The 17,276-nt window shown below is 68.3% G+C and carries 17 protein-coding genes; 3 read left to right on the top strand and 14 right to left on the bottom strand.

What is annotated here, in order from left to right:
- Positions 1–168: 168 nt before the first annotated feature.
- On the bottom strand, positions 169–759 hold the full coding sequence (locus tag AWC25_RS16540; protein WP_069400777.1) for a hypothetical protein: 591 nt from the start codon (positions 757–759) through the stop codon (positions 169–171).
- Between the two features lie 185 nt (positions 760–944).
- The gene (gene cspA / locus AWC25_RS16535; RefSeq protein WP_007166602.1) at positions 945–1,148 is read right to left on the bottom strand and encodes a cold shock protein CspA; all 204 of its coding nucleotides are present in this window, start codon (positions 1,146–1,148) and stop codon (positions 945–947) included.
- Between the two features lie 248 nt (positions 1,149–1,396).
- On the opposite strand from cspA, the gene AWC25_RS16530 reads away from it, so the two are divergent.
- Together AWC25_RS16530 and AWC25_RS16525 are read left to right on the top strand one after the other, a co-directional pair.
- Positions 1,397–3,724, top strand: coding sequence for a DEAD/DEAH box helicase (locus AWC25_RS16530; protein WP_069400776.1), 2,328 nt, complete (start codon positions 1,397–1,399; stop codon positions 3,722–3,724).
- A gap of 311 nt (positions 3,725–4,035) precedes the next feature.
- On the top strand, positions 4,036–5,073 hold the full coding sequence (locus tag AWC25_RS16525) for a PAS domain-containing protein (protein ID WP_069400775.1): 1,038 nt from the start codon (positions 4,036–4,038) through the stop codon (positions 5,071–5,073).
- On the opposite strand, the gene AWC25_RS27450 is transcribed toward AWC25_RS16525, so the two are convergent.
- Genes AWC25_RS27450 through ssd form a run of 7 tightly spaced genes read right to left on the bottom strand, consistent with a single transcriptional unit; the run spans position 5,070 to position 9,575 of the window.
- Positions 5,070–5,369 (bottom strand): Rv3654c family TadE-like protein, encoded by a 300-nt coding sequence (locus AWC25_RS27450; RefSeq protein WP_276048636.1) that lies wholly within the window; start codon positions 5,367–5,369, stop codon positions 5,070–5,072. The two genes, AWC25_RS16525 and AWC25_RS27450, sit on opposite strands and share 4 nt — an antisense overlap.
- Positions 5,370–5,403: 34 nt before the next feature.
- Positions 5,404–5,703, bottom strand: coding sequence for a TadE family type IV pilus minor pilin (locus tag AWC25_RS27445; RefSeq protein WP_280523409.1), 300 nt, complete (start codon positions 5,701–5,703; stop codon positions 5,404–5,406).
- A gap of 23 nt (positions 5,704–5,726) precedes the next feature.
- On the bottom strand, positions 5,727–5,918 hold the full coding sequence (locus AWC25_RS16515) for a DUF4244 domain-containing protein (RefSeq protein WP_069400828.1): 192 nt from the start codon (positions 5,916–5,918) through the stop codon (positions 5,727–5,729).
- A 45-nt stretch (positions 5,919–5,963) separates the two neighbouring features.
- Positions 5,964–6,557 (bottom strand): type II secretion system F family protein, encoded by a 594-nt coding sequence (locus tag AWC25_RS16510; protein WP_069400772.1) that lies wholly within the window; start codon positions 6,555–6,557, stop codon positions 5,964–5,966.
- Entirely contained in the window at positions 6,554–7,360 is an 807-nt protein-coding gene (locus AWC25_RS16505; protein ID WP_069400771.1) for a type II secretion system F family protein, read from the bottom strand. The genes AWC25_RS16510 and AWC25_RS16505 overlap by 4 nt, the downstream gene beginning before the upstream one ends.
- A complete protein-coding gene (locus AWC25_RS16500) occupies positions 7,357–8,529 on the bottom strand; it encodes a TadA family conjugal transfer-associated ATPase (protein WP_069400770.1) in 1,173 nt (390 codons plus the stop codon). The genes AWC25_RS16505 and AWC25_RS16500 overlap by 4 nt, the downstream gene beginning before the upstream one ends.
- The gene (gene ssd, locus AWC25_RS16495) at positions 8,526–9,575 is read right to left on the bottom strand and encodes a septum site-determining protein Ssd (protein ID WP_069400827.1); all 1,050 of its coding nucleotides are present in this window, start codon (positions 9,573–9,575) and stop codon (positions 8,526–8,528) included. Before ssd ends, AWC25_RS16500 begins: the two co-directional genes overlap by 4 nt.
- Positions 9,576–10,058: 483 nt before the next feature.
- Between ssd and AWC25_RS16490 the strand changes: the two genes are divergently transcribed.
- Positions 10,059–10,916: an HAD-IB family hydrolase gene (locus tag AWC25_RS16490; RefSeq protein ID WP_069400769.1), complete on the top strand. Its 858-nt coding sequence runs from the start codon at positions 10,059–10,061 to the stop codon at positions 10,914–10,916.
- Between the two features lie 440 nt (positions 10,917–11,356).
- Here the strand turns inward: AWC25_RS16490 and AWC25_RS16480 are convergent, their stop codons facing one another.
- Genes AWC25_RS16480 through AWC25_RS16460 form a run of 5 tightly spaced genes read right to left on the bottom strand, consistent with a single transcriptional unit; the run spans position 11,357 to position 17,159 of the window.
- Complete coding sequence (locus AWC25_RS16480) at positions 11,357–12,118, bottom strand: Fic family protein (RefSeq protein WP_069400768.1); 762 nt, start codon at positions 12,116–12,118, stop codon at positions 11,357–11,359.
- 11 nt (positions 12,119–12,129) lie between these two features.
- Positions 12,130–13,749, bottom strand: coding sequence for a dipeptide ABC transporter ATP-binding protein (locus AWC25_RS16475; protein WP_085167107.1), 1,620 nt, complete (start codon positions 13,747–13,749; stop codon positions 12,130–12,132).
- Positions 13,746–14,609 carry an ABC transporter permease gene (locus tag AWC25_RS16470; protein ID WP_069400766.1) on the bottom strand — a complete coding sequence of 288 codons (864 nt, stop codon included), beginning with the start codon at positions 14,607–14,609 and terminating at the stop codon, positions 13,746–13,748. Before AWC25_RS16470 ends, AWC25_RS16475 begins: the two co-directional genes overlap by 4 nt.
- Positions 14,602–15,528 carry an ABC transporter permease gene (locus AWC25_RS16465; RefSeq protein ID WP_069400765.1) on the bottom strand — a complete coding sequence of 309 codons (927 nt, stop codon included), beginning with the start codon at positions 15,526–15,528 and terminating at the stop codon, positions 14,602–14,604. Before AWC25_RS16465 ends, AWC25_RS16470 begins: the two co-directional genes overlap by 8 nt.
- Before the next feature lie 2 nt (positions 15,529–15,530).
- Positions 15,531–17,159 (bottom strand): peptide ABC transporter substrate-binding protein, encoded by a 1,629-nt coding sequence (locus tag AWC25_RS16460; RefSeq protein WP_142278882.1) that lies wholly within the window; start codon positions 17,157–17,159, stop codon positions 15,531–15,533.
- Positions 17,160–17,276 lie beyond the last annotated feature (117 nt).

Below are 17,276 nucleotides of genomic sequence, written 5' to 3'. Positions count from 1 at the left end.
TCCATATCTTTCCCGGTCTCCGTTCGAGACCGCCTGCAGGAAGAATGACAGGCACACGTCTGAAATTCCGCTGAAATTCGGATACGCCGACGTTCCTTCCCGTGCGGGCACCTGACAATTTCGCACCCTGAGGCGGGCGGACGCAAACCGACTCCCCGGGCAGGCTGGCTAAACCCGGGGCCACTGCGCCAACGCTTCGGCGCCGTCGGGCGGTTCCCCGACGTTTTCTACCAGCCTCGATAGCCGGCGCCTACCACTGATTCGCAGGGCCGGACGGCCGCCGCGGGTGCCGATCAGGGTCGGGGCGATGCCGACCCGCATCAGGGCCGACGCCAGGGGCGAATGGGTGTCCGGGGCGTGCGGGTCCAGTCCGAGCTGATAGTGATCGCCTTCCGGGGTGCCCGCGGCGATGGTCCAGGCGCGCAGCTCGCGCGGGCCGGGCAACCAGCGTGGCGGAACCGTCTTGACCGCGCCGCGGATCCATTCGGCGGCGATCGCGGTCAGCGCCGGGTCGATCGCCGTCCGCACCAGCGGCGTGTCCTCGTCGGTGCGGCTGATCTCGGGCACCAGCCCGGCCTGTTCGATCATCTCCGCCAGTGCCGAGGCGCGCCACAGCTGATCCACCACCACCGAAAGCCGGGCCCCGCGAGACTCCGCCGCTCCCACCGTCACGATCTGGCCCGAGGCCGCCAGCACTCCGCACAGGTCGGCGACCGCGGGGGGCACCGCCTCCGCCGTGAAAAAGGAAAGCTGGCTCACTTCACCGACAGTAAGCCAGGAGGTCGATCCGCGCCGCCAAGTTTTCGGCGCGGCGGCAAGTCGCCGCGCCGGGACGGATGGCCGATTCGTGAATAGATAGTGAAAACCCGAATAGATAGTGAAAACCCCCCGGCGAAATCCGCTGAGCGGAATGCACGGGGGGTTTTCGTCAGAGTCTGCTCGATTTAGACGGAGCGGACTCCGGTGGCCTGGGGGCCCTTAGGGCTGTGGCCGATCTCAAACTCGACCTTCTGGTTTTCTTCGAGGGTGCGGAAGCCCGAACCCTGGATCTCCGTGTAGTGGACAAAAACATCCGCGGAACCATCTTCGGGGGCGATGAAACCGAACCCCTTCTCCGCGTTGAACCACTTCACAGTTCCCTGTGGCATTTCTCGATCTTTCCTTTTCTTCAAGGTTCGGAGCACCGCCTTTCGGTGCCCCGGGCCCGTTGTCACCGCCATACCTCGCGGAGTCGTCGGAACGTCACCCGAACGTTAACCTCGCAGGAACCGCGGGTCGCAACGTCGATCCTGCGAAGTTTTGACACGAACACAGAAGCTACGACCGCAAACAGTCAACCATGTTCAACGTCTTGGCGACAGAGTTGCGCTACTGACGGATTTTTGGAGGGTACGAGGTGCCGAGTTTCGGCAGCGATCTGCTCGCCGTCGCTCTGTCCGGCGCCGCGCCGGACGAAAACCCGGTGCGCCATGTGGCGGAGTTGCCGGCGCGCAGCGGGCGGCCCCACCCGTGGCCGCAGTGGGCCGATCCTGAGGTCGTGGCCGCATTCACCGGCCGCGGCATCCGGGAGCCGTGGTCCCACCAGGCCGAGGCCGCCGAATTGGCCTATGCGGGCCGTCATGTCGTGATCAGCACGGGGACCGCGTCGGGCAAGTCGCTGGCCTATCAACTCCCGGTTCTCAACGCGCTGGCCACCGATCCGTTGGCCCGGGTGCTGTATCTGTCCCCGACGAAAGCCTTGGGTCATGACCAGTTGCGCGCCGCGCATGCGCTGACGTCGGCGGTGCCACGGCTGAATCAACCCGGTTTCGCGGTTGCTGCCACCGCTTACGACGGTGACAGCCCGGCCGAGGTCCGTCGTTTCGCGCGTGAACGCTCGCGCTGGTTGTTCTCCAACCCCGACATGATCCATTTGTCCATTTTGCGAAATCATCCGCGCTGGGCGGTCTTGCTGCGCGGGCTGCGGTTCGTGATCGTCGACGAATGCCATTACTATCGCGGGGTTTTTGGCTCGAACGTGGCGATGGTGCTGCGTCGCCTGTTGCGATTGTGTGCGCGTTACGCCGCCGAGCCGGGACGAACGCCGACCGTGATCTTCGCCAGCGCGACGACCGATTCGCCGGGCACGACGGCCTCCGAGCTCATCGGACTGCCCGTCGAGGAGGTCGTCGACGATGGGTCGCCGCAGGGCGCGCGCACGGTCGCGCTGTGGGAACCCGCGCTGCGCACGGACGTCACCGGAGAGCACGGCGCCCCGGTGCGCCGGTCCGCCGGCGGGGAGGCGGCCCGGGTGATGGCCGATCTGGTCGCCGAGGGCGCGCAAACGCTGACCTTCGTGCGTTCCCGGCGCGCTGCGGAGCTGACCGCGCTGGGTGCCCAAGCTCGGCTCGACGACATCGCACCGGAACTGTCGCACACGGTGGCGTCCTACCGGGCCGGCTATCTCGCCGAGGACCGCAACGCACTGGAACGTGCCCTGGCCGAGGGGAAATTGCGCGGCCTGGCCACCACCAATGCCCTCGAACTCGGCGTCGACATCGCCGGGCTGGACGCGGTGGTGCTGGCCGGTTTTCCCGGGACGGTGGCGTCGTTTTGGCAGCAGGCGGGCCGCTCGGGACGTCGCGGCCAGGGCGCCCTGGTGGTGCTGATCGCCCGCGATGACCCGTTGGACACCTATCTGGTGCACAATCCGGCTGCACTGCTGGACAAGCCGGTGGAGCGGGTAGTGATCGACCCCACCAACCCCTACCTGCTCGGCCCCCAATTACTCTGTGCCGCAACAGAATTGCCGCTCGACGACGCCGAAGTACGGAATTTCGGCGCCGCCGAGGTAGCACAGGAACTCGTCGATGACGGGTTGCTGCGCCGGCGCGGCGCAAAATACTTCCCGGCGCCCGGTGTGGAACCGCATGGCGCCGTTGACATCCGGGGCTCGGCGGGTGGCCACATCGTGATCGTCGAGGCCGACACCGGGCGCCTGCTGGGCAGCACCGGAGTGGGTCAGGCCCCGGCGTCGATCCATCCCGGCGCGGTGTACCTGCATCAAGGCGACAGCTATGTCGTCGATTCGCTGGACCTGGACGGTCAAATCGCGTTCGTGCACGCCGAAGACCCCGGGTACGCCACCTTCGCGCGCGAGATCGTCGACATCCAGGTCACCGGCAGCGGCGAGCGACGGACATACGGGCCGGTGACGCTGGGCGTGGTACCGGTCAGGGTCACCCACCAAGTGATCGGTTACCTGCGCCGCTATCTTTCCGGCGAGGTGATCGATTTCATCGAGCTGGACCTGCCCGAACAAGTGCTCGACACTACCGCCGTCATGTACACCATCACACCGGAGGCATTGGCGCACAGGGGAATCGATGCAACCCGCATTCCGGGCTCGTTGCATGCCGCCGAACATGCTGCGATCGGGCTGCTGCCATTGGTGGCCAGCTGCGACCGCGGCGACATCGGCGGTCTGTCCACCGCTCTCGGCCCCCTCGGCCTGCCGAGCGTTTTCGTCTACGACGGGTATCCGGGTGGGGCGGGATTCGCAGAACGAGGCTTCCGGAAGGCTCGCACCTGGCTGAGCGCGACCGCGGCGGCCATCGAGGCGTGCGAATGCCCGATGGGGTGCCCGTCGTGCGTGCAATCTCCGAAGTGCGGCAACGGCAACGACCCGTTGGACAAGTCGGGAGCGGTGCTGGTGCTGCGACTTGTGCTTGCGGAGTTGCCGTAGCGATCGCGCTGAGCTACCCACGGACGGCGACCGACCCCTCGACGGCCGACCTCCGTGGATCTGCATACAACAGCCGCCGAGTGCGGTCCCTCTGCATTGAAGAAACGCCAGCGTACTATCTCAAAGCGCGATCAACGGCCGGAGCAGAAAACCTACCAAGGCCCTGATCTCGTCTGCAAACGTATCAGTAACCTGACGGCGGCGAAGGCGATTCGCCGGTATCCGACCGGTGTTTGCTGGCGGGTTTGCTGGTTCACGTAATGCCCGCCCGGCCAAACCTGTAGTCCACTGCGGCCACTAAAATTGACGCCATGGCCCACGACTGGTTGCTCGTGGAGACACTGGGGGACGAGCCCGCCGTCGTTGCGCAGGGGCGGCAGCTCAAGAACCTTGTCCCAATCACAACCTTCCTTCGCCGCAGTCCCCACCTGGCCGCTGTCCGCACCGCGATCGCGGAGTCGATGCGCACGGGCCAGGGGTTGACCAGCATCACGCCCAAACGCGACCGAGTGATTCGCACCGAACCGGTGGTCATGTCCGACAACTGCATCCACGGTGTGCAGGTGTGGACCGGCCCGGCCGACATCGAACCACCCGAGCGGCCCGCCGTCGGGCCGCTAAAGTGGGACCTGACAATGGGTGTGGCCACCGACACTCGGGAGTCGTTGGCGATTAGCGGGAAGAACCCGGAAGTCGAAGTCACGTTCGGCCGAGCGTTCGCCGAAGACCTGCCGACTCGGGAACTGAACCCGAACGAAACCAAGGTGCTGGCCATGGCCGTCAAAGCCGAACCGGGACTAACCCTCTGCAGCACTTGGGATCTCACCGACTGGCAGGGGCAGCCCATCCGGATCGGCTTCGTGGGCCGCAGTACGTTGGAGCCCGGGCCCGACGGCCGGGACCATCTGGTCGCGCGGGCGATGAACTGGCGGGCCGAGCTCAAGGGCCCGGTGGTGTCCACCGATGATCTGGCATTGCGAATCCTCAACGGTTTGCGGCAGGCCGGCGTGCACCGGGCGCTCGTCGACCTGAACAACTGGACGTTGTTGAAATGGCTCGACGAGCCCTGCACGTTCTACGACTGGCGCGGCGCCGGCAAGGACCGGCCGAAGGTCCACCCTGATGATGTATCCCAAATGTCTGCGATGACACAGGAATTCAGCAAGGGAACCACCAGCCGGGTGTTGCGAATGCGTGGCTTCGACGGCGATTGGGTTCCGGTACACGTCACCGCCAACCAAGTGGAGTTGGAACCGGACACATTCGTCGGGCTGGTCTCGTTGCGGTTGCCCAGCGAGGAAGAGCTGGCCGCCGCCGGTTTGACGGAGGACTTCGCCGCCGGTGACTAACCGGTCACGTCGACCGGCCCCGCCCGGGCGACGGCCCGGGCTACCCCGGCGTAGCGTACCGCCACGCCGACGGCGATGATGACGTCGAGATCGTCTACCCGGCAGCCGATATCGTCGACCCGCATCGAGTGGGCCACCGCGCTCGCCCGAGCGCAGGCCGCCTCCGCTCCGGCGGGCAATCCGGCCGCGGCGGCCAGCGCGGCCAGATCGGCGGCCGACTGCGCACGATGGCGAGCCACCACCACTGCCCCGACGTAGAGGCACGCGCCCACGACACACAGCAACACCAACACCATCGCGGCCCCCAGCACCGTCGCCGCACCCCGGTCATCACGGTGGCTCGGCGGCGGCGACGGCCCGCGCGCTGATATCCAAGGCGGGCAACAGATCCGAATGTGCGATGACGGTCGCCACCAGCAAGTCGCCGTCGTGGCGCACGTTGACGCGCGCCCCGCTGGGGGCAATACCGCCGGCGACCTCGACCGCCCGGCGTTCATCGCCGCGGGCCGCCAGCCGGGCCGCCTCCCGCGCCGCGTCGATACAACGGACCTGCATCGACACCGCCGTGATGCCGGCCAGGCATAGCACCAGGACCACGACCAGCGCGGCGATCGCCAAGGCCGCTTCCACGGTGCTGGCCCCGCAACACCCGACTAGACCTTGGTGTTGAGTGCGCGCCCGATGATTTTCGTCAACGCGGACACGATCGAGTCGCCGGTGACGACGGTATAAAGGATCGCGCCGAATGCCGCGGCGGCGATTGTGCCGATCGCGTATTCGACCGTGGACATCCCCGACTCGTCGGTCGCCAGGACCGCGAGCCGTGTCACGACCCCACGTATCATGTTGATCACCAATGCTTCTCCTCTGTTGTGGATAGTGCCTGTCGTTCACAGCACGCCGGACTGCAGGACATCTCGGGCCAATCCCGCCACCACTGGCACAATGCCCAGGCAGACGAATGCGGGCAGAAAGCACAGGCCCAGCGGCCCGGCGATCAGCACCCCGGCACGCTCGGCCGCCGCCGCGGCGGCGTGCGCGGCGTCGTGCCGCGACTGGTCGGCCAGTTCGGCGACGCCGGCGGCCAGCGCCGAGCCCGAGGACGCCGAGCGCCGAGCCAGCCGCAGTAGGGCGTCGGTCGACGCGTGCTCTGCCGGTCGCCCCGGATCCGGGGAGAGTGACCAGGCCACAGCGGGATCCGCGCCCAACGCCAGCAGGTCCGCGGCCCGGCGCAGCACTCGGCCCAGCGCGGGTGGCGCAGACCCCGCGGTCGCGGTCGCCGCGGTCGACACCGCCATTCCGGCCTCAAGGCACGCCGCAAGCACGTCCAAGGTCGACGCGATCGCAAGCGGATCCGGTTCGCGCGCCGGGGAGTTCGGCGCCCGGTGTCGTCGCGCGCGCAACGACCCTGCGCGGGTGCGCACCACCGACGGTCCAGGCATCAGCAGCACCGCCATCGCCAGCAGGATCGCCGCGGCACTCATGATCCGGCTCCCGCGCGCTGGATGATCCGGTCCGACCACAGCAAACCGGCGCACGCCAGCAACGAGCCAGCCAGCAGCAGCCACCCGCCGACGTGCCCGCCGAACAAGAAGCTCAATGGCCGGGCCCCGATCAGCTGGCCCAGCACGACGCCGAGCACCGGCAGGCCGGCCAGAATCGCCGCCGTGGCGCGTGCGCCCGCCAATCCAGAGCTTACCCGTGCCGAGAACCGTTGCCGCTCAACGATATCGCGTTGCGCGGTGCGCATCAGGGTGGCGATCGCCAGGCCGTACTCGCTAGCCAGCTGCCAGCACACCGCCAGTCGATGCCAATGCGCAGGTTGCGCCGACGTACGCGCCGCCGTGCGCAGTCCCGCCGTGACATCGGCGCCCAATCGGGCCCGGGCCGCGACCCCGCGCAACGCCGCGGCCACCGGACCGGCGGTTTCGTCGGCGGCCACCGCGAAGGCGCGCACCGGATGGTTCCCGACGCGCAGCTCGCCGACCAGCACGTCGAGCGCGGCTTCCAGCGTCCGGCCTTCTTCGATTGATCGCCGGATCCGGCGCTTCCGATGCAGGCGCAGGCTCGCCGTGGCCGCCACTACCACGCCGGCCAGCACGACCGTCACCGGCAGCATCGCCGCGCCCGCGGCGATGCCACACACCGGGAGCCAACCCGCCGCGCGGGCGGGGACGATCAGCGGTCGGCGCGACGGCCTCGACCGACCCAACCGACGACCACGCGACGACGGAACAAGCAAGAGCGCCAACGCCAAACACAGCGCCGCGACCGACACGCCGCTCACGGCAGCCGACTTCGCAGCAACCGATGCAAGGCATCGGCATCGTCGGTCATCCCCTGGTCCGCATGCCACGCCGTCACCGCGCGGACGTGCCCGTCGACATAGCGCAGCACCGCGATCTCGGCGAGGCGGCGTCGCCCCGCGCGGTCCCGGGAGACGTGGAGCAACACCTGCACGGCGGCGGCCAACTGACTGTGTAACGCGGCGCGGTCCAGGCCGCCGAGGGCACCCAGCGCCTCCAACCGGGCCGGGACCTCACCCGGATTGTTGGCATGCACCGTGCCCGCCCCGCCGTCATGGCCGGTGTTCAGCGCGCCCAGCAGGTCGACCACCTCGGCGCCCCGAACCTCGCCAACCACGATGCGGTCGGGCCGCATTCGCAATGCCTGTCGGACCAATTGGCGAACCGAAACCTCGCCCACGCCTTCGACATTGGCGCATCGCGCGACCAGCTTCACCAGGTGCGGATGCGGCGGTGCCAACTCGGCGGCATCCTCGACACACACGATCCGCTCGGTCTTCGGCACGGCGCCCAACATGGCGGCCAGCAGGGTTGTCTTCCCGGCGCCGGTGCCGCCGCAGACCAGGAACGCCAACCGGGCCGCGATGATGTCGGCGACGAGCGCGGCGGCCTCCGTTGGGATCGCCCCGGCCGCGACCAGGCCCGGCAGGTCCTGAGTGGCTGGCCGCAGCACCCGCAGCGACAAACACGTGCCCGCGGCCGCCACCGGCGGCAGCACCGCGTGCAACCGGACCGCGAAGCCACCGGCGCCGATCCCGCTCAGCTGACCGTCGACCCACGGCTGCGCATCGTCGAGGCGCCTGCCCGCGGCCAGGGCGAGTCGCTGTGCCAACCGGCGCACCGCGGCTTCGTCGGCAAATCGGATGTGACTGCGGCGCAAGCCGTTTCCATCGTCGACCCACACCGCATCGGGCGCGGTGACCAGGACGTCGGTGGTGCCGTCGGCGCACAGCAGCGGCTGCAGAATTCCGGCACCGGTCAACTCGGTCTGCAACACCCGCAGATTGGCCAGCACCTCGGTGTCGCCGAGCATTCCGCCCGACTCGGCCCGGATCGCCGCGGCCACGACGTTGGGTCGCAGCGACGATCCCAGCGGCGCCGACTCTGCGGCGAGCCGCTCGCGCACCCGTTCGATCAGCGGCCCCGTCACGCCGCCCGGCCTTTCGCCGCCGAGCCCGCCCGGGGCAGCATCGCCAGCACCCGGCGCGCCGCCCCGGCCAGCGCCGATCGCCGTCCCAGCCGCAGCCCGCCATGCTCAAGCTGTTCGGCCAGCTGCGGTTCGGCACGCATCGACGCCAGCAGTGGCAGTGCGGTGATGTCGGCGAGCTCGGCGGCGCGCAGGCCGCCCGGCGACGGTCCACGGGCCACCAACCCGAGATTCGGATTGGTCGCGGCCAGCACCGGGGTCAGGGCCGCCGTCGCCGCGCACGCCCGCACGTCACAGGGACTGACGACCACGACGAGGTCGGCGGCGTCCAGCGCGGCGTGAACGGCGTCGGTCAGCCGGCGGGCCAGATCGCACACCACGCTGACGCCGCCGCGGCTGCCCGCGTCGACCACGGCCTGTACTGGCCCCGCTTCCAACTCGTAGCTGTGCCGCGTGCCCGACAGCACGCTGATGCCATCCAGCCGCGGCAACGCATCGCGCACGGCCGTCCAGTTGAGCCGTCCGCCTTGCAAGGCCAGGTCGGGCCAGCGCACTCCGGGCGTCGCCTCGGCGCCGAGCAGCAAATCGGCGCCGCCGGACCACGGATCAAGATCGACCAGTAGTGCCTCGGGCGCGACGCGCGCCAAGGCGGCAGCGAACAACGAGGCGCCGGCGCCGCCGCAACCCCCGATTACCGCGACAATGCCGCCGCGCGATCGGTCATCCCGCACTGATTCGGCCGCCTCGGCGAGTGCGCGAATCAGTTCGTGCTCCCGCTCGGGCACGGTCAGCACGTCTTGAGCACCGACCGCGACCGCCGCGGCCCACGTCGACGACGCGGGTTCGGCCGTGCTCAACACGCTGACGTGGGTCCGGCGTGGCAGGTCGGCGCAGCGTGCGGCGGCGGCCTCGTCGAGTACTACCGCGGCGGCCGCCGACCAGGTTTTCCGACCGATCGGTGAACTGCCGGCATGCACCACACGCACGCCGACCGCGGCGGCCACCCGGTCCAGCTCGTCGCGCAGATTCGGGTCGGTCAAGACCGCCAGAACGCCCGCGGAACGTCGCTCCTGGGGGCCCGTGCTGACACTCACCCCACCACCGTGCGGGCAGCCGAGGATGGGACACCAGTCCCAAATCGGATTTTGTGGAGAGAGACGCGAGTGTGCACAAAGACGAGCCGCCGGCGTTCGTCGAGGCGACGGATAACACTGTGCCCGCAACACACGGGGGCGCGTTGCGATGGTCTAAATGCCGGGAAAAATACCCCAGAAAAGGGACGACCCCCGCCAGGGGGGGAGGAGGCGGAGGTCGTCGTGCATCAGCCCCGGGGGGTCGGGCTGATACACCCTCGGCGTAGGCCGAGTAATGCTTACTATACACACGACAGTGCGGATTGACGCAAGAGCGGTTTTTTTCCGCGCGGCCGTTTTCACCGCAAAAATCCCGTTGGCCTCGTCCGTTGCACGCTGCTCAGCGGGTTGCGCCGACAATCCCCCGGCCCGCGGGTCCGGCCCACCTATGCTGAGGTCGTGACCGTCTCCGACTCGGACGCACCCCAGCAAACTTCGGACCAGACCGCTGCACCCGGCCCCCCGCATGGCCGCACGGCGGCCTTCTTCGACCTGGACAAGACGATCATCGCCAAGTCCAGCACCCTGGCGTTCAGCAAACCGTTCTTCAACCAAGGACTGCTCAACCGGCGTGCCGTGCTGAAGTCCAGCTACGCCCAATTCATCTTCCTGCTATCGGGTGCCGATCATGACCAGATGGACCGCATGCGTACCCACCTGGCCAACATGTGCACCGGCTGGGACGTCGCGCAGGTCAAGTCGATCGTCAACGAAACACTGCACGACATCGTGACGCCGCTGGTGTTCGCCGAGGCCGCGGACCTGATCGCCGGGCACAAGCTGTGCGGCCGCGACGTCGTCGTGGTGTCCGCGTCCGGCGAGGAGATCGTGGCGCCGATCGCCCGTGCGCTCGGCGCCACGCATGCGATGGCGACCCGGATGGTCGTCGAGGACGGGAAGTACACCGGTGAGGTCGCGTTCTACTGCTACGGGGAAGGCAAGGTGCAAGCCATCCGCGAGCTGGCCGCACGCGAGGGCTATCCGCTGGAACATTGCTACGCCTACTCCGACTCGATCACCGACCTGCCGATGCTCGAGACCGTGGGGCATCCGAGTGTGGTCAACCCCGACCGCGCGCTGCGCAAGGAGGCGACCGAACGCGGTTGGCCGGTCTTGAGTTTCTCCCGGCCCGTGTCGCTGCGCGACCGGATCCCGGCCCCGTCGGGTGCGGCGATCGCCACCACGGCGGCCGTGAGCATTACCGCGCTGGCCGCCGGTGCGGTCACCTACTCGCTGCTGCGTCGGTTCGCGTTGTAGCGACCCGCGCCACGCGCCGAACAGCGACGCTGGCAAACACCCGATCGCCTGTGCATTCGCAATGTTCACAGAATTGACCCTTGCTGTGCTAAGGGTCTAGTAGTACAAAGGAACCACGGAAGCCCGGCGAGGCCAAGGTCGATCCGGAAGAGAAGGTTCGATCTCCCGACCCGGGCGCCCAGCACGGTACCCGGCACCCACGCGGAGTCATAGCCGCGATAATGGCAGAAGTGTTGCGGGCCTGCGTAATTGCGAAAAGCAGAAGAGCTTGGACGGCCCTTTGGGTGGGGCTGGAGTTCGAAGCGTCGCAAGATCGCCGAGGCCACCCACGCAGCCCAGAAGTGCACGCATGGTAACCGGGTTCCGTGCTAGCGGGCGGCGCACCGAATACTTCGGAACGCCGCCCGCTCTGCATGTCCGGGCCGCCTTTTTCGCGCGCGTTATTTCTTTCCCGGCAAAGACTCGGCGATCGACAACGCCTCCTGCGCGCCGGCTTGCAGCGCCCGGCAACACAGCACCACCCAAGCACCTACCCCCCGCGGTGTGCCCTGCGCGAATCCGCTTGCGGCAGAACGGTAGTCGCCCGGTCCGCGCATCCAGCTGACCTCCGGCACGCCGAGTCCGTGCGGGTCCAGCCCGGTAGCGATGGTCACCAATCGCGAGGCCGCGCGCGCCACCACGCCGTCGGCGCTGCCAAAAGGCTTGAGCGTCAGCAGTTCTCCGTGCGCAACCGCGGCGATCACCGGCGCCGGCACTTGGCTACGGCCGCTGACGATGTCAGCCAGCAGTGCCAGGCGCGGCCCCACTTCGGCATCGGCCCGGGGCCGGCCCAGGTGGTCGTCGTCAGCCAGGTCCGCGGCGGCCAGCATGTGCAGGCGCGCCAACGCCTGCAGGGGAGCCCGCTGCCACGTCCTGACCACCAGGCCTGCGCCGCCTTCCAGTTCCTGGGCCACCCGCAGTGCGCCGCCGAACACGGGGTCGCTGACCCCCGACTGATTCGCGAGGTCTTCGAATCGCACCGGCCCGCCGTCGAGCACTGAGGAGGCACGCGCCGCGCGCAGCGACGCTTCGGCCGCGGTGACCGGCCACCCGCGCAGGTTGGCCCGGTGCCGGTGCGCGCGGCCCAACGCCTCGCGGGCCCGGTCGCTCGCCTCGGCGACGCCGGGCAGCTCCATCAGCGGGGCCAGCGGGTCTGCCGTCACAGCTTGTCAACCTATCGGTGTGGAGTGGACGGGCCGGGGATGGCCTCCAGCAACTGCCGGGTGTACTCGTGGTTGGGCCGGCTGAACAGCTCCTCGGTGGCGGCCTGCTCGACGATTCTCCCGGCGCGCATCACCAGCACCTCGTCGGCGATCTGCCGGACCACCGCCAGGTCGTGACTGATGAACAGGTAGGCGAGACCGAGGTCGGCCTGCAGCGAATTCAGCAGTTCCAGGATCTGCGCCTGTACCAGCACGTCGAGCGCCGACACCGCCTCGTCGCAGACCAGCACGTCGGGCCGCAGCGCCAGCGCCCGGGCGATCGCGACCCGCTGGCGTTGACCGCCCGACAGCTCGCGCGGCAACCTGCTCAGCAGCGACGACGGCAGCGCCACCTGGTCGAGGAGCTCGCGCACGGCCTGCTCGCGCTGCCGGCGGTCGCCGAGCCGGTGGATGCGCAACGGTTCTTCGATCGCGCGAAACACCGAATACATCGGGTCCAGGCTGCCGTAGGGGTTCTGGAACACCGGCTGCACGCGCCGACGAAAGGCCATCATCGCCTCGCGCCCCGACCGGTCGCAGATGCGGGTGCCGTCGAACGTCACTGTGCCGGAGGTGGGTTCGAGCAGCCCGAGCGCCATCCGGGCCACGGTGGATTTGCCGGATCCCGATTCGCCGACGATGGCCAGGGTGCGGGCTCGCCGCAGCCTGAAGGACACCGCGTCGACGGCGCGGATCTGTGCGCGCCGCCACGGCGCGCCGTGCGATTCCCGGTAGACCTTGGTGAGCTCGGAGGCCACCAGGATGTCGTCCGCCGCAGCGGACGACGGTGTCCGTGCCGGGCGGCGGATCGTCAGCGACGGGGCAGCGGCCACCAGCCGCCGGGTGTACTCGTGTTCGGGTTTGCCCAGGATGGACTGTGCAGCACCGGATTCCACCACGGCCCCGCGATGCATGACGACGACCCGCTCGGCCCGTTCGGCGGCCAGCGCCAGGTCGTGGGTGATCAGCAGCAACGCGGTGCCGAGTTCGTCGGTCAGGTGTTGCAGATGGTCGAGCACCTGCCGCTGTACGGTGACGTCCAGCGCGGACGTCGGCTCGTCGGCGATCAGCAGCTGCGGGCGCCCCGCGAGGCCGATGGCGATCAGGGCGCGCTGGCACATGCCCCCGGACAGCTGGTGTGGATACTTGGCAGCCTGCTTCTCCGCGTCGGCCATGCCCGCCTGGGCCAGCAATTCCACCGCCCGCCAGCGGGCCTGACGGCCATCGGTGTTGGCCCGCAACGCCTCCCGGATCTGAAAGCCGATCTTCCAGACTGGGTTGAGGTTCGTCACCGGGTCTTGTGGGACGTAGCCGATGCGCCGCCCCCGGATGGAGCGCAGCACCCGGCGATCCGCCGCGGTGAGGTCAATTCCGTCGAACATGATGCGGCCGTGGGTGATTCGACCGCCGGGCGGCAGGAGCCCGAGGATCGCGGCGGCCGTGGTGGTCTTGCCCGAGCCCGATTCGCCTACCACGGCGACGGTCTGACCCCGCATCACGCGCAGATCGACATCGCACACCGCGGGGGTGCGCTCGCCGAAGCTGACCTGCAGGCCCTCGACGGTCAGCAGCGGCGACTGCGACGTGTTCACGCCCGCCTCGCTTGCGACGCGGGATCCAAGGCGTCGCGCAGCGCATCGCCCATCATCATGAACGCCAGCACCGTGACCGCCAGGGCACCGGCGGGGTAGAACAGGATCGGCGAGCCTGCCCGCAACCGCGTCTGGGCCAGGTTGATATCGCCACCCCAGGACACCACCGAGGTCGGCAGGCCGACGCCTAGATAGGACAGGGTGGCCTCGGTAACGATGAACGCACCCAGCGTGATCGTGGACATCGCAATCACCGGCCCGACCGCATTCGGCACCGCGTGCCGAAGCAACGTTTGAAACCTGCTCAGCCCCAGCGCCTTAGCCGCCAACACGTAGTCACTGGCCCGCACCTGTAGCACCGCGCCCCTGGCGATGCGCGCGATCTGGGGCCAACCGAACAATGCCAGGATCGCGATCACCGTCCACACCGTGCGGTGGCGCAGTACCTGCATCAGCACGATCGCGGCCAACAGCAGTGGCAGCCCGAAGAAGATGTCGGTGACACGCGAGACGACGGCGTCGATCCACCCGCCGTAGAAACCGGCCAACGCGCCCAGCGTCCCGCCCAAGACGAACACCAGCAAGGTGGCGCCCAGTCCGACCGTCACCGACGCCCGCGCCCCGTAGATCGTGCGCGCGTAGATGTCGTGGCCCTGCAGGTCCGTGCCGAACCAGTGCGCCGCCGACGGGCTGCGCAGGCTCTGGCTGGGGTCGGCATAGCTGGGGTCGGCGTGGGTGAACAATGCTGGAAACAGCGCGACTGTAAGGATCAGCAAAATCAGCACGGCCGCAACGACGAACTTGGGTCGGCGATGCAACTTTCGCCAGGTTTCATGCCAGAAGCCGGAATGCTCAGCCATAGCGGATCCGTGGGTCGAGCGCCGCGTAGAGCAGATCCACCAGCAGGTTGGTGACCAGATAGATCAGCACCAGTACCGTCACGATCGACACGACGGTCGGTGCCTCCTGCCGGGTGACGGCTTGGTAGAGCACTCCGCCGACGCCGTGGATGTTGAAGATCCCTTCGGTGACGATGGCGCCACCCATCAGCGCCCCCAGGTCGGCACCCAAGAACGTCACGACCGGGATCAGCGAATTGCGCAGAATGTGCACGGTCACCACCCGGGGCCGCGACAGCCCCTTGGCCGGCGCGGTGCGGACATAGTCGGCGTGTGCGTTGGCGGCCACCGCCGATCGAGTCAGCCGCACCACGTAGGCGAACGATACTGAGCCCAAGACGATTCCGGGCAGCAGCAGGCGGGCGAATGTCGCCCGTTCACCGACGGTGACCGGGGCGATGCCGAGCTTGACCCCGAACAGGAATTGAGCCAGAAAACCAAGCACGAAGATCGGAATCGCGATGATGATCAGTCCGGTGATCAGCACCGTCGCGTCGAACACTCCGCCCTGCCGCAGGCCGGAGATCGCGCCAAACCCGACGCCCAGCACCGCCTCGATTACCAGCGCGATCAGCGCCAGCCGGATGGTGACCGGAAAGGCATGCGCCATAACGGAACTGACCGGCAACCCGGAGTAGGCACGACCCAAGTCGCCGTGCAGGACGCCACCCAGATAGTGCAGGTATTGCAGCAGGAACGGGTCGTCGAGGTGGTAGCGCGCTCGCAGCTGGCTGGCCACGGCCGGTGTCAGCGGCCGGTCCCCCGCGATCGCGGCCAACGGGTCGCCGGGCAGCAAGAAAACCATGCCGTAGATCAGCAGCGTGGCGCCCAGGAAGACGGGCACCAGCACGGCGATCCGGCGCGCGAGATACCACCCCATGGCTACGCCTTGACGATGTTCTCGTAGTCGGGCAGCCCGTTCCAGGTGACCGTGACGCCGCTGACCTGTGGCGACCACCCGATCACCGCGATGTAGTACCACAGCGGCACGGCGGGCATGTCGTGCAACAGGATTCGCTGCGCCACGTTGACCAGTACATCGGCGGCACGCAGGTCGGGCGCGGCCGCGGCGGTCGCCAGGGCGGCGTCGAAATCGGGGCTGGAATAGCCGACGTCGTTGGAGCCCGCGCCACTGACGTACAGCGGGGCGAGGAACTCGATCATCGATGGATAGTCGCCGATCCAGCCAGCCCGGAACGCGGTGTCGATGGTGCGGTTGGTGATCTGAGTGCGCAAGCCCGCGAAAGTGGGCTGGGGCACCCCCACCGCATCGATGCCCAGCACGTTTTTGATGCTGTTGGCCACCGCGTCCACCCAATCCTGATGGCCGCTGTCGGCGTTGTAGGCGATGGCGTACCGCCCGCTCCACGGCGATATCGCATCGGCTTGAGCCCAAAGTTGGCGCGCCCGTTCGGGATTGAAGTCCAATGCGTCGCTGCCCGGGATATTCGGATCGTATCCCGGTAGGGAGTTGGCGGTGAAATCGCGAGCCGGGCTGCGGGTACCGTTGAAGATCTGCTGGCAGATCTGCGGCCGGTTGATGGCCGCCGACAGCGCCAGGCGGCGCAGCCGGCCCTCCTCACCGCCGAAGTGTGGCAACCGCAACGGCGTGTCGAGCGACTGGCTGACGGCGACGGGTCCGCTGGCCGAGTTGCCGCCCAAGTCGCGGCGGTAGATCGTCAACGCGCTGGACGGGATGGTGTCCAAGACATCGAGATTGCCGGACAGCAGGTCGGCGTAGGCAGTGTCCAGGTTTCCGTAGAACTCGAATCGCAGGCCCTTGTTGTGCGGTTTTCGGTTGCCGTGGTAGCGCGGGTTGGGTTTCAGGTCGATCTTCACATTGTGCTCCCAGGCCGGCCCGTCCGGGCCGTCCGCCAACTGGTACGGGCCGTTGCCGACCGGATTGCGGCCGAACTCCGCCATGTCCCGAAACGCCCTGGCGGGCAACGGATAGAACGCGCTGTGCCCGAGCCGCAGCGTGAAGTCTACGGTCGGCGCCCGCAGCCGCACCGTGAACTCCGAATCGTTGACGACGTGCAACCCGGACATCGTGGTCGGTTTGCCGTCGCTCGGCGGGCCGGCCACGTCGTCGAATCCGGCGATCGGACGGAAGAAGTCTTGCTGCAGTTGGGCATTGGCGCTCAACGCCCCGTAATTCCAGGCGTCGACGAAGGAATGGGCCGTCACCGGTGAGCCGTCGGTGAATTCCCAGCCCGGTTTGAGCACGATCCGGTAGTTGATGTTGTCGCTGGTTTCGATCGACTGCGCCACCTCGGGTGAGGGTCTGCCCGCGGCGTCATAGGACACCAGACCGGCGAACAGCCGGTCCAGGATCCGCGCACCGAGGCTGTCGTTGGTGCCGGTCGGGATCAGCGGGTTGGGCGGTTCCCCGCCGTTGACCACCACCAACTCGGGGCTCAGCGCGCCGCCCCCACAACCAGATAAGCTGCCGACCAGCAGCAGAACCACGGCGGCAGCCGACCAGGCCGCCCTGCCCCGCATTCCACGCATGACCCCGACCCTAGGTCCTGCGGCCGGGCCGACCGCGCAGCACCGCTGGATGTGCCATCGGGCTCCTACTAAGGCCGCGACTACGCGCGCGGCAGCCCTGACTGAGCCTTCCTTCAG

Origin of the sequence: Mycobacterium sherrisii, from assembly GCF_002102355.1 — a bacterium.
GTDB lineage: Bacteria > Actinomycetota > Actinomycetes > Mycobacteriales > Mycobacteriaceae > Mycobacterium > Mycobacterium sherrisii.
The sequence above is the reverse complement of the archived record's forward strand: the minus strand, read 5'-3'. Positions and strand labels throughout refer to the sequence as shown.